The organism is Desertivirga arenae, assembly GCF_017355785.1.
Taxonomy (GTDB): Bacteria; Bacteroidota; Bacteroidia; order Sphingobacteriales; family Sphingobacteriaceae; genus Desertivirga; species Desertivirga arenae.
Window position 1 is genome coordinate 173,019 of sequence record NZ_JAFEWE010000007.1, and the last position, 12,711, is coordinate 185,729.

Here is a 12,711-nt window from a genome sequence, read left to right on the forward strand (position 1 = left end):
GTGCTATTAGGAAAACAGGTAGTTTTCACAGCTGTTACTGCAACCTGCGTTTCTTTCTATTTTTGCCCCTCCAAATTTAGCTTCTTTATCAAATTCACTTCATCTTCCCTGTAAGCCGTCCCATCTTTTTTAAAAATATCATGGAACCATTCGATGGGCTGACTGCCATCTGCAATAGGAGTGTCCCATGCATAAATAGTATTTGTTTTTCCAGCTACAAATCCCCAGTTTATAGCACCAACGTTCTTTTGCTTTAAAAGAGGTAAAGTGTTGGAAAAGCGATTGTTCCGGGTGCGAGCCATGTATTCTGTGCAAATTAAGGGGCGGCCACTTACTTTTAGTAACTCTATCACCCGTTGATGCCAGTTTGGTTCCTCATAATCATGATAGGTAATAATATCAGAATTCATCACCTGGAAGGCATTAAGCTTCTCGAAATCCCATGCCCAAAGACCTGCACTGATTGGTTGATCAGGTTTAACGGCTCTTGCCCAGGAGAAAATTTTGGTAAGGAGAGGCAGGGAGCTTTCCTTCTTACCACTGTTTCCCGGCTCATTATATAAATCCCAGAACAAGATCCTTTCATCTTTGGAAAAGCGGTTCATTACATCTTTGACATATTTCTCCAACTGAGGGAAGTTCAAAGAGTCTTTGGAATATGGATCTCCCGGATCTTGCATCCAGCCAGAATTATGAGTGCCGGTTTTAGGTTCTGGTTGTTTCCCGGCTTTGGGATCCTTATTCCAGCAATCGTCAAAAAAGACTAATATAGTTTTAATTTTATGTTTATCGGCTATTCCCAGGTATTGGTCAACTCGTTTTTTGAACCCTTCAGGATCTCCTTTCCATGCAACACTGTGTAGAAATACGCGCATACTATTGAATCCAATATTTTCTGCCCACCCAAGTTCGCGGTCTATTGTTGCAGGGTCAAAGGTATCAGCTTGCCACATCTCCAATTGATTTATTGCTGTACTTGGTATATAGTTAGCACCGGTGATCCACTTTTGAGGAGAATACCAGGAATTGGCTTTTTCGACGGACCAAACTTGAGATGGAAGTTTGGTAGTATTCTTCTGCTTTTGCGCCTGAACATCTATATTTCCTCCAAGTAGAAATAGGACGATTAATAAATGGGTTTTTAATAAGTTTTTCATGAAAGGTATTGCTTATTCAGGTTATTATTCTGAAATCAAACGGAAAGCTTTGTAGAGCATAGAAAAAGGTCCGCTCATTGGCGGACCCGAAATACTATTAAAGGCTAATTTTTACCGGTAAAGTATAAAGCACCTCGTTTACACCTACAGCTTTCACCCCAACCCGCGCATACAAATATCCTTTAGATACCATTGCTGCAGGAATGCTTGCAGTTAAAGAGATGGGCTGACTCAGATTGGTTACTTCTGCTGCAGTTTTTTGAACTGTTGCTTCTTTATTAACCTCGTCGAGAATGGTCGTAGTGCCGAGATAGAGGTTCACTCTTTCCAGTGTAGCGGCCGTATTTATTTTCTGAAGATTAAATGTAGTCGTCATGGATGCGGTACCAGATTTTTGGAAAGTTTCACTGGTGATGATGAAGTGCGGCTGAACAGGAACATCAACTACAGTATTACCACTTACTTTTACATTTATAGTGTCTGTGGAAGCTACCCATGGAGCATTTGCTGTACGAACAAGTTTATAGTCGCCGTCAAACAGTGCGGCCGAATAGCTTCCATCCTGGTCTACATAGACAGTGATTGGAGCAGAAAAGGCGAAGCCCGACTGCCACAACTGTAATTGCACCGTATTCGACCTGACTCCCAATGCTTGTCCCTGATAAACCACACGACCAGTCAGAGTAGATTTAGGCGCTTCTAAGTTGTCTTTTTTGCAAGCTGCAAGATTTATAGCAAGCGTTAGCAGAGTGTATATTAAATAACGGATTTTCATGGTCAATTAGTTAAATGGATTAGGAACAAGTTTCGGATTAGCGTTTAATATACCCTGGTCGAACGACGAGTAATAATTGAATATCTGGAACAGGCGAGGCGAGCGGAAACGAGGCGCTACCATCTTCATAAATACATACTTACCATTTTTAGATGCATCCGTAGGATGAACAACGCGATATGGATAAAGCGCGTAAACCATAGCGTTGGTACTAGAAGGGTTTCCGTTCCATACCTGATCTGCTATTCTCCATCGTTTCAGATCCCATAACCGGTGATCTTCAAAAGCTAATTCGTTGCGTCGTTCTCTTCTTATTTTATCCAGGGTAAGGGTTGCTGTAGTAAAACTATTAGCTCCGAAACCGGCCCGTTCACGAATAGCGTTAATATAGGTGACAGCACTTGCCACATTTGCTCCTCCCAGTTCAAAGGCGGCTTCTGCAGCATTAAGATAGATCTCACCAAGTCTGAACCATACCCACCAAGTGTCACTTTGAGTTCCCCGGGTGGCACTACCACCGTTAGCATCAATGTATTTGCGTAAATAAAAGCCTGTGTTCGAAACTTCCATAATTGAGCGATGCGGTCCTGACGCAGCAACCAGAGGTTTCCCGTCTGTATAGGTTGAGCTCAGATCTGAACCTTCTATTACGTTATAGGAATTGGTAGAAGTATTCCAACTCAGCACTCCGGCCTGCATACTTACAGTTAAGCCTTTAAAGGGTGCTCCAGGGTAGATTACCGTTCCGTATAAGCGGGCATCTTTATTAGCAAAGATATCCGTAAGGTTATTGTAATAAATATAATCTGTATTGTTTGCATTCCTTGTTTGAAGTTCACCACTTGCGCCATTCAAATAATCATAACTCTCTACAAGGTTGAGGGAAGGAGTGACACTTGATGATCCTAAATTGTCCTCCCGAATTCCACGTGCAATATTGTCATAAGAGAAATAGTGCTTTTTTGATTTAGAGACCAGGAAGTCGCGAACGAATATTACTTCCGGATTATTGGCTTTTTTTACCACTGCCTCATAAAAGTTCTCGCCCAGATTTGGGTTTGCCCTGTAAAGAGAATAGGGTCCTGCTAATACTTCTTTGCTGGCATCCAGCGATTTTTGGAGATATTCGTTTGCTCTCGAAGCAGGGATACCCACTTCTCCATTAGCTGTTACCACTGTTGGAGTAAGTAATGCATTATATTTCGCAATGGTACCGGCATACAACATTGCGCGGCTTTTCAACGCCATACAGGTATACCTGTTAGCCCGCCCAGTGCTTCCCTGATTTCCAATGTCTTCCTTGATCGCATCCAGCTCGCTAGCTATAAAATCATAGACTTCCGCTTCCTTCGCACGTGGTACTTGCAAATAGCCCACTTCCTGGTCAAATTTATAAACGAGTTGCTCCGTAACGAGAGGAACTCCGCCCATTCTCTTTACCAACTCAAAATAGATGTACGCTCGCAAAAACCGGAGCTCCGCCTTTACCTGCTTTTGTTGTGCCTCAGTCAGACTGGCACTGCTAAACTTATCTACTCCTTCAATAGAAAGGTTGATGTCCCGGATAAGTCCGTAGTCATAGTATCTCCAGCTATTCCTGTCGTAATTAATAATGTTATTCCGCCATTCTTCGTTTGAATTTCCTGACCACATGGCGTCATCGTAATTTGCCATGTTGCGCCATTGGGAACCAGCCTGATCTGTAAGACCCAGGTCTGTAGGCATACGATTATAAAAATTAGCAAGCAAGCCGGTAATTAGCTTAGGATCTTTCCACAAGTCTTCGTCTCTAACAATACTTACCGGTTCTCTTTCGAGGAAGTCGCGTTTGCAGGCGCTTAAGCTCATGGCTGCCATCACCCCCGCCAATATATATTTACTTAATGTTTTCATGGTATTTCTCCTATAAGGTTAAGTTGAATCCAAATGTGTAGATCCTCTGCTGAGGGTATGCAATCCCATTTGTAGCGGATATTTCAGGGTCAATCTCAAAATCTTTAACATTATCGAACGAGAACAAATTAGTTCCATTCGCATATACTCTTAAAGCATTGATACCAACCTTTCCCAGTACTTTCTTCGGAATTGAATAACCGAGCTCCAGATTTTTTAATCTGAAATACCTAACGTTTGTCAGCCAGTAATCACTTCTCCTAAAATTAGAGTGATTACTGTAGTTCTTTCGCAAAGCGGGGTAGGTCCCAGCAACCCATTGACTACTTGGATCATAAGGGTCTACCCGATGCCAGCGGTCAGTAAGCATATAAGCCGGAGAGTTTCCATCATTCTGAAAGGGATAACGTAATTCCCAGTCGCGGTAAAAGCTCTGCATTCCGGCTCCTACGAAGTTGAAGTAAAGGGAAATACCTTTATAGTCTACACTGCCTGTTAACCCATAGTTAAAGTATGGCTGTGCGCCTTCTGCATATCCAATTGGTCTTTCATCAAGCCCATTAATAGTTCCATCCCCGTTCACATCCTTAAAAATGAAGTCTCCTGGCAATAAGGTTCTGTTGCCTTGTCCATCAATGTTTACTGGATAATCATCTATCTCCTGTTGCGACTGGAAGCGTCCCTGCACCTGATAGCCCCAGTTTACATTTTGCCACCTGTCGCTTACCTGATTTCTATATTGATCCCAGGAATTTCCAAAACGTTCATTGGCCCTGGTTTGCACCAGCGTTCTGCCCAACGTTCCGTTTACACCTACTGAGAAATTTACATTTCTGATCTTATTTGAATAGGTGATAAATCCATCGAATCCACGTACTTTATCAGAATTCTGATTTTTTACCGGCAGTACATAGCCTGTCTCTCCAGGAATAACAACTGTTCTGTCCTCAAAAGGAACATCTACCCGTTTACGCTGGAAAAAATCGAATTGTCCGGTAAAGTGTTTGTACACAGTGAAGTCAATACCTATGTTAGACATCTGGTTCTTCATCCAGCTTACTGTTGTTGTTGGGATTGTCCTTGGATCAACACCGGCATACAATGTTCCATCAAACACAGCATTTCCTGAGTTTACATCATATCCACCCAGATAGGCGAACGGCCCTGGATCAAAATAGTTGCCGTTAACATCCTGTTGTGATGTTCCCGTTTCTCCCCAGGATGCTCTCAATTTAAAGTCGTTCACCTTATCGGAGAAAATCTTTTTAAAGAAGTCTTCATTTGAAATTCTCCAGCCCAGTGAAATGCCTGGGAAAAATCCGAAGCGGCTTCCCGATCTGTATAAAAATGAACCGTCATATCTTGCAAGCGCCTCTAATAGGTATTTCTTCTTATAATCGTAATTAATACGACCAACATATCCTTCAAAAGCCTCCTCATAGTGAGAGTCACCATAATAATCGACATCAGTCACCAGTTGAGTTTTAATAATATTATTTGGAGGAACGCTATGGAGGGCGATATAATCATTTATGGCTTCGCGTCGCTCGAAGGCTAACAATCCTGTGAACGAGTGATCTTTGATCTGCTTGTTGTAGCTAAGCTGAAATTGTGAAAATTTTGATTCCACATTGCGTTTGTGACGCTCCCTCCATGGGTTTTGATTCCCATATAGAGCTCCGTTAGGAGAGCGATCGTTATATTGTCCGGTTACAGGATCGTATATGTACGCAGGATAAGTATACTCAAAGCCTTCGAACTGATCGTTACTGAAGTCATAGGCATATAGGGCTTTAGCTGTTAATCCGAATTTAAAGGCATATTCTGCTGAAAGTTTTCCACTGGCAGCCTGAGTTTTATTATCAATATAGCCAGTAATATCATCACTATAGGTGGCCGGGTTAACGTTCACATTATGCGTTTGATTAATATACCTGGGGTTGTTATTAGCATACGGTGTTTCAGTAGGCCACATACTTCCAATACTCAGGAAAGGATTAAAAAAGTCGTCCAGTCCGGGTACACCCACATTATGTCGATCTTCCATCCTTCCACTTAATTGTGCTGAAACTGTTAGTCCTTCAAGTACTTTCGTTGAAACATTCGCCTGAATATTAGACCTTTTGAAGCTAAAATCTTTAATGATCGCATCCTGGTTAACATGACTTGCTGAAACATAATAGTTAGACTTGTCTGTGCCCCCGCTTGCATTTGCACTTAGGAAATACTGAGGTACATTAGGGCGGGTCACAAAATCATAATAATCTGTACTTTGATAGCCTGGTTCTGTCCCAGCTTCCCATTTTGCAAATTCTTCTCTTGTAAAAAGAGCTGATGGGTCCCGACCCTGATTTTGTTCAGATTCTAGTCGCCCCCGTACATATTGAGGCGCATTTCCCGGTCTGGGATAGCGGGTGAAGTTTTGGAGTCCATAATAACTACTAACACCAAGGCTTGGCTTTTGTCCCTTTTTCCCTTTCTTAGTGGTTACCAGCACAACCCCATTTCCTCCTGCCAAACCATAGATGGAGGCAGATGCATCCTTCAACACGGTAATACTTTCGATGTCGTCCAGGCCTAACTGATTAAAAGCATTGACGCCAGAAATCCCAGTATTATAACCAAAAACATCTGTGCCATTACTGGTGCTATAGGCTACCCCATCAATCACATAGAGTGGATTTCCCAGGTTTCTGATCTGTAAGTTAGCGCCATTTCCCGGACGTGAGTCTGTTGTACGGGCAGTGACCCCGGGTACTTTACCTACAAGGGCGCTGGTCGCTGCAACTGCTGGCGTTCTAACAATGTCTTCTGATTGGATAGTGCTTATCGCTCCTGATACCGTGGCTTTTTTCTGAGTACCATAAGCTACAACAACTACTTCCTCCAAAGATGTGTTCTGAGATTCCAGCGTTACATCGACCTGGGAACGTCCGGATACTTGTACTTCACGTGTTGCAAAGCTGATGTAGGAAAAGACAAGGGTTCCATTGGGATTAGGAATATTAATGGAATAACGGCCGCTTGCATCAGATGTGGTTGCAGCGCTTCCACCTTTTAATTTAATGCTTACGCCAACCAGCGTTTCTCCCTGGGAGTCCCTTATAACTCCCCTCACGTTAAAAGTTTGGCCTTGGGCTATCACCGGCATCGCTAAGGCTAGCTGAATAAGGATAGCACCAATAACTGCCTGAAAGAACAGTTTTTGTTTTAATGTTTTCATGAATAGTTGTCGGTTTAATATTAGGGATGGTAGATTTCCCCCAATTAATTGGTTTAAATTTTTTTTTTGCCTTTCTGTTGTTTGTTAAATTATTGTTTACCTCCTTTTATAAAGTATTTGGTTCTGTTTAATGATCCTCAAAGTGATATTCTCCTCGAAGTGAAAAGTTGTTTCGGTTGAAGAGTTAATAAATTGGTTTTTAGTTAATTTGGTTAGCTTCTTACTATTGGATTAACGATCCAGCTTTTAAACGGTTTTCTCTAAATTAACTATCTGGGAAATTATGATCGAATTGTGAAATTGACGAGGAAAAATTTCATTTATTGGTATTGTGTTAAGTCTTAGCGATGATCCTTGTAAAGTTTAATGTAAAGTCGACTATTCTTTAACCTTTGCTTTAACTAACCGGAATAGCTTTGCGAGCAAATCGAGAAGCTAATGAAATTCAAAAGTTCTACAATTAAATTTTTTATCTCAGCTCTTTTCCTGCTCCTCTATCAGGGAGTTTCTGCCCAGCTACGATCTATAAGCGGCACAGTAAGCGATGATAAAAATGAAGCCCTGCCAGGGGTAAGTGTATCACTAAAAGGAACAAAAATAAACACAAGTACAGATGCTAACGGAAAGTTTGTACTTAATAACGTTCAGGATAATGGTACTCTTGTGTTTGCCTTCATCGGCTTTCACACCATTGAAGTACCTGTAAATGCTAAAACGATTTTCAATGTTCGTCTCGAACCTGATACGAAAGCATTAAGTGAAGTTGTGGTGGTGGGGTATGGTGTACAGAAGAAGGCGAATCTAACCGGGGCAGTAGATAATATTACCGGTCAGGCATTACAAAACCGGCCCGTTCCTAACCTTACCCAGGGAATCCAGGGATTAATTCCTAACCTGAATATCAAAATGATGGATGGCAAGCCTACCCAGGCACCTAATTTTAATATACGCGGAACCACCTCAATCGGACAGGGAGGAAGCGCCCTGGTTTTAATCGATGGTTTTGAAGGAGATCCGAGCTTGCTAAACCCCAATGATGTTGAGTCAATCTCAGTACTTAAGGATGCAGCTTCTGCTGCAGTTTATGGGGCTAGGGGAGCTTTTGGAGTCGTTCTTATCACTACTAAAAAACCTCAAAAAGGACGTACCAGCGTCTCTTTCTCATCTAATTATGCTGTAAAGCAACCTCTGCAAACTCCTGATTTTGTCACCGATGGATATCTCTGGTCCAAAATGTTTGCTGAAGCTTTTGTGAATGGGGACGGCGCTTTTCCACAAAACGCGAACAAAACACAAAAGTTCTCTCAGGCTTATTTAGACGAGTTTAAACGAAGAGCCGAGTCGGGGCAACCTTACAATGAGGTGGAGGTAAATCCTACAACTGGAGAATATACCTATTACGGAAGTACCGATTGGTATGGACACTTGTACAAAAAAAATACCGCTGCAGTTGAAAACAACATTTCGGTTAGCGGAAGTGGCGAAAAAGCTTCTTTCCTCGTTTCAGGCCGCTTTCTTAACCAGGACGGTTTATTCAGGTACAATACTGATGATTACAGTATGCAGAACATCAGAGCCAGGGGCACGGTTGAATTATTCCCATGGTTAGCTGTTGAGAACAATGCTGATTATTCTGTGATGAAGTACCATAATCCGATTAACGTAGGTGAAGGAGGAGGTATATGGAGAAATATAGCCGATGAGGGACATCCCACTGTTCCATTGTTCAATCCTGACGGCTCCCTGACCTTTACTGCAGCATACACAGTCGGAGATTTCTTTTATGGAAAGAACGGTATCGATACTACCAGAAAGGTTTTCAGGAATATCACGGGACTTAGGGCAAAGTTTTTTGATAATAAATTTAGGGTAAATGCTGATTTTACCTTCAGGAATACTGATGGAGATGTAAACCGTCGGAGAGTGCAGGTACCATACAGCACAACTACTGGACAAACTGCCTACGTAGGTACAACCACCAACGACCTTCTTTTTTCTAAAAGGGAAACCAGGTATTTGGCTACCAACATTTATGGGGAATATGAAAATACTTTTAGAAACAAGCACTACCTGAAGTTTATGGCCGGTTACAATTACGAGGAATCAACCTTAAATGGCCTTCTTACGCAGAGAAACGGTATTATATTCGACAATGCTTCAGATTTAAACCTGGCGCTTGGCCAGGCGATAACCACCGGAGGCGGGTATGAGAAGTGGGCAATTTTAGGAGGGTTTTCCCGCTTAAATTATTCCTTCAGCGACAGGTATTTGTTCGAGGTAAATGCTCGTTACGATGGTTCATCTAAATTTCCTGAAGATCAGCGCTTCGGATTCTTTCCCTCTGTATCCGCAGGATGGAGAATTAATCGTGAGCCGTTCTGGCCTGTTTCTCAGAAGCTAATTACCGACTTGAAACTCCGCGCTTCTTATGGATCTTTGGGTAATGGTAATATTGCGTCTTATGCCTATCAGGAACTTTTCAAAATTGTTCAGTCAACGGTTATACTGAATGGTACCAAGCCACAAACAACTGGTCAGCCAGCAGTTCAACCTGAAGGAATCACCTGGGAAACTTCTACAACCAGCAACATAGGTCTTGATTTAGGAATGTTTTCGGATCGTTTAACATTTAACGGCGATGCCTACATTCGTAATACAACAGACATGTTTACGGTTGGCTTATCAGCTCCGGCCACTTTCGGAAATACTGTACCCAAAGGTAATTATGCAGATCTACAGACAAAGGGATGGGAATTATCTCTAACCTGGAGGGATAAGATCGGGGGAAAATCTAAACCATTCAATTATAACGTTAGATTAACTCTTGCCGACAATAAAACTAAAATTACCAGGTATAATAATCCTGATAAGTTGCTGAACGATTATTACGAAGGTCAGACATTGGGAGAGATCTGGGGATATGAAACAGAGGGCTTTTTTATAGACCAGGCCGATATTGATGCTCACGCTAAACAAAGTCCGCAGATGCGAGCATCACCTACTAATATCTGGTACCCCGGAGACATAAAACTGCGTGACCTTAACAATGACGGCTTTATCAATGTTGGAACAAATAGTGTCAATAACCCTGGCGATAGAAGAATTATTGGTAATTCGTCCCCGCGATATCAATATGGAATAAGCTTGGGAGGAGACTGGAGTAACTTCTCTTTCTCTGCCTTCTTTCAGGGAGTTGGGAAGCAGCAATGGTACCCAAGCACAGAAACAGAGATGTTCTGGGGTCAATATAACAGACCTTATAATAACATCCCTACATTCCATGTTGGAAACATGTGGACACCTGAAAATCCAAACGCATACTTTCCAAGAACGATGTCGCGGGCAGCATCCAGTAACACCAACAGAACTCTTGGTGTAGCTCAAACCCGTTACTTACAGAATGTTGCTTATCTAAGGATGAAGAACATCCAGGTGGGATATAACTTACCAAAAAGGTTGATCTCAAAGATCGGTGCCCGCACGGCCAGAGTCTACATCTCAGGTGAGAACCTGTTTACTTATTCCCCTTTGTATAAAATTGTGAAGACGATTGATGTTGAGAACGCCGTTCCAGCAGATCAGGTTATTAATCCAAATAGTACAAATGGCGATGGTTATAATTACCCGATGATGCAGAGCTTTTCTGCGGGCCTGAACTTTGGTTTCTAGTTGTCCTACTTTGGCTTTTTGTCAGATCATCTTAATATATGAAAAGTCAGCAAAGGATTTTAATTCCCTTATTGATAATAACAACTTAATAATCACTCTAATGAAAATACAATATATCTGGTTGATGTTATTCGGAATGCTTTTCGCAGCTTGCGAGGAGTTAGACCAGGAACCTGAGTCTTCAGCTACAAAAGCGGCAGTTTTTGGCACTGAAAATGGACTGAAATTATATACCAATTCCTTCTATTCCATGGAGTTTCTGCCACGGAATTCAATCGGACGTGATGCCATGTCTGATTACCTAGCTGTTAAATCAGTAGAAACCTTTCTTCAGCCCGGAGCTTTTTCTTCTGTATTAAGCTCAGGATGGACATGGACGGATCTGAGGAATATTAATTATTTTATCGCCAATTGTAATGATCCAGCAGTTCCTGCAGACGTTCGCAATAATTATATTGGTTTAGCGCGTTATTTCAGGGCTTACTTTTATTTTGAGAAAGTGAAGCGCTTTGGCAATGTGCCTTGGATCGGAAAGCCTTTGGCTGTGGATGATCCAGCTTTATATGCCGGTCGCGATTCCAGGCAGCTGGTTATGGATTCTGTACTGGCAGACATCGACTTTGCATGTGCTAATATTAAAGCCACAAATGATGCTTCAAGAACTACGGTTACCAAGTACGTGGCTTACGCTTTTAAATCCCGAGTATGTTTATTCGAGGGCACATTCCGGAAATATCATACCGAACTAAATCTTCAATCTACGGCTGACCTGTGGTTGAACAATGCAATATCATCCGCCAAAGAAGTTATGGACAAAGGAGGATATTCAATCAATACAGCAGGGGGCCCCGGCCTATCTTACCGCCAGGTATTCACGAGTAATTCGCCCGTAGTCGGTGAAGTACTTCAGGCCTCGGTGAGTGATCTTAATCTGGGTGTGCTTAATGATGCTAATTGGTGGTGGACCAGCGGTACTTACGGAGCGAAAGCGAGTTTTATACGCACTTTTATTAATACCTATTTAAAGCTCGATGGTACGCCATTTACAAACGACCCTTCTTACAGAACTATGTTGTTTAAGGATGAGGTGAAAAATAGAGACCTAAGGCTGAAGCAGACCATTCGTTCCGGCGACTACAAGAGGATCAGTGGAGGCGTGCAAGTACCTGCACCTCCTGTTTTTTCGTATACTTTTACCGGTTATCAGCCTATCAAATACACATTGGACGACATGTATTACGATGCAGGGGCTTTAAATACCAATGCTATTCCATTATTCCGCTATGCCGAGGTTTTATTAAATTATGCGGAGGCTAAAGCAGAGTTGGGTACGCTGACCGACGCTGACTGGGCTGCCACAATCGGAGTGCTTCGTGCAAGAGCAGGGATCACAGGAGGACTAAGTACCAAACCTACAGTAGCAGATCCTTACCTTACTACGAATTACTTTCCGGGGATAACAGATCCCTCTATTCTAGAAATCCGTCGTGAAAGAGGCATAGAGTTAAGTTTGGAAGGCTTCCGTTTCAGCGACCTTCTGAGGTGGAAGAGAGGACAATTAATGGAGCAGGAATGGAACGGGTTTTATGTGCCCTCACTTAATACCCCGATGGACCTAAACGAAGATGGAATACAAGATGTAGCCTTCTATCAAGGTACTAAGCCTACGCCTGCCGTTTCAGGGGTGACCTATGTGGATGTTTCAGCTACAGTAGGTGGGAAAACTAACTCGCAGTTATTAAAAAACGGAAGCTCAGGAGAGCTGATCTGGATGAACGAGATCCCGAGGAAGTGGGAGGATAAGATGTATTATTATCCTATACCTCAAAATGACTATCAGAAGAATCCTCAGTTAGGACAGAATACGGGATGGCAATAAAGCCTGCCAAAAAGTAAGGGATAAGTGATCTGATTCGAATAACCCCCTCTTATCCCCAGCTTTCATATGTCTGCATCTTTCCTCCCCCTTAAATGCCTGATGAGTCCACATTATT

At 42.3% G+C, this 12,711-nt stretch carries 6 protein-coding genes; 2 read left to right on the forward strand and 4 right to left on the reverse strand.

Going from position 1 to position 12,711, the window contains the following annotated elements; translation table 11 throughout:
• Positions 1 to 56 precede the first annotated feature (56 nt).
• The 4 genes from J4N24_RS15385 to J4N24_RS15400 all read right to left on the reverse strand — a co-directional run bounded on the left by J4N24_RS15385 (position 57) and on the right by J4N24_RS15400 (position 7,048).
• Complete coding sequence (locus J4N24_RS15385) at positions 57 to 1,157, reverse strand: cellulase family glycosylhydrolase (RefSeq protein ID WP_207534587.1); 1,101 nt, start codon at positions 1,155 to 1,157, stop codon at positions 57 to 59.
• Positions 1,158 to 1,254: 97 nt separating this feature from the next.
• Positions 1,255 to 1,932: a DUF3823 domain-containing protein gene (locus J4N24_RS15390; RefSeq protein WP_207534588.1), complete on the reverse strand. Its 678-nt coding sequence runs from the start codon at positions 1,930 to 1,932 to the stop codon at positions 1,255 to 1,257.
• Positions 1,933 to 1,938: 6 nt separating this feature from the next.
• Positions 1,939 to 3,825 carry a RagB/SusD family nutrient uptake outer membrane protein gene (locus tag J4N24_RS15395; protein ID WP_207534589.1) on the reverse strand — a complete coding sequence of 629 codons (1,887 nt, stop codon included), beginning with the start codon at positions 3,823 to 3,825 and terminating at the stop codon, positions 1,939 to 1,941.
• A 10-nt stretch (positions 3,826 to 3,835) separates the two neighbouring features.
• Positions 3,836 to 7,048, reverse strand: coding sequence for a SusC/RagA family TonB-linked outer membrane protein (locus J4N24_RS15400; RefSeq protein WP_207534590.1), 3,213 nt, complete (start codon positions 7,046 to 7,048; stop codon positions 3,836 to 3,838).
• 438 nt (positions 7,049 to 7,486) lie between these two features.
• Between J4N24_RS15400 and J4N24_RS15405 the strand changes: the two genes are divergently transcribed.
• Together J4N24_RS15405 and J4N24_RS15410 are read left to right on the forward strand one after the other, a co-directional pair.
• On the forward strand, positions 7,487 to 10,717 hold the full coding sequence (locus tag J4N24_RS15405; RefSeq protein WP_207534591.1) for a SusC/RagA family TonB-linked outer membrane protein: 3,231 nt from the start codon (positions 7,487 to 7,489) through the stop codon (positions 10,715 to 10,717).
• A 100-nt stretch (positions 10,718 to 10,817) separates the two neighbouring features.
• Complete coding sequence (locus J4N24_RS15410; RefSeq protein ID WP_207534592.1) at positions 10,818 to 12,596, forward strand: RagB/SusD family nutrient uptake outer membrane protein; 1,779 nt, start codon at positions 10,818 to 10,820, stop codon at positions 12,594 to 12,596.
• Positions 12,597 to 12,711 lie beyond the last annotated feature (115 nt).

Bases quoted from the DNA above. Each gene is read 5' to 3' on its own strand.
- J4N24_RS15385 (WP_207534587.1), bottom strand. From the start codon at position 1,157: ATGAAAAACTTATTAAAAACCCATTTATTAATCGTCCTATTTCTACTT.
- J4N24_RS15390 (WP_207534588.1), bottom strand. From the start codon at position 1,932: ATGAAAATCCGTTATTTAATATACACTCTGCTAACGCTTGCTATAAAT.
- J4N24_RS15395 (WP_207534589.1), bottom strand. From the start codon at position 3,825: ATGAAAACATTAAGTAAATATATATTGGCGGGGGTGATGGCAGCCATG.
- J4N24_RS15400 (WP_207534590.1), bottom strand. From the start codon at position 7,048: ATGAAAACATTAAAACAAAAACTGTTCTTTCAGGCAGTTATTGGTGCT.
- J4N24_RS15405 (WP_207534591.1), top strand. From the start codon at position 7,487: ATGAAATTCAAAAGTTCTACAATTAAATTTTTTATCTCAGCTCTTTTC.
- J4N24_RS15410 (WP_207534592.1), top strand. From the start codon at position 10,818: ATGAAAATACAATATATCTGGTTGATGTTATTCGGAATGCTTTTCGCA.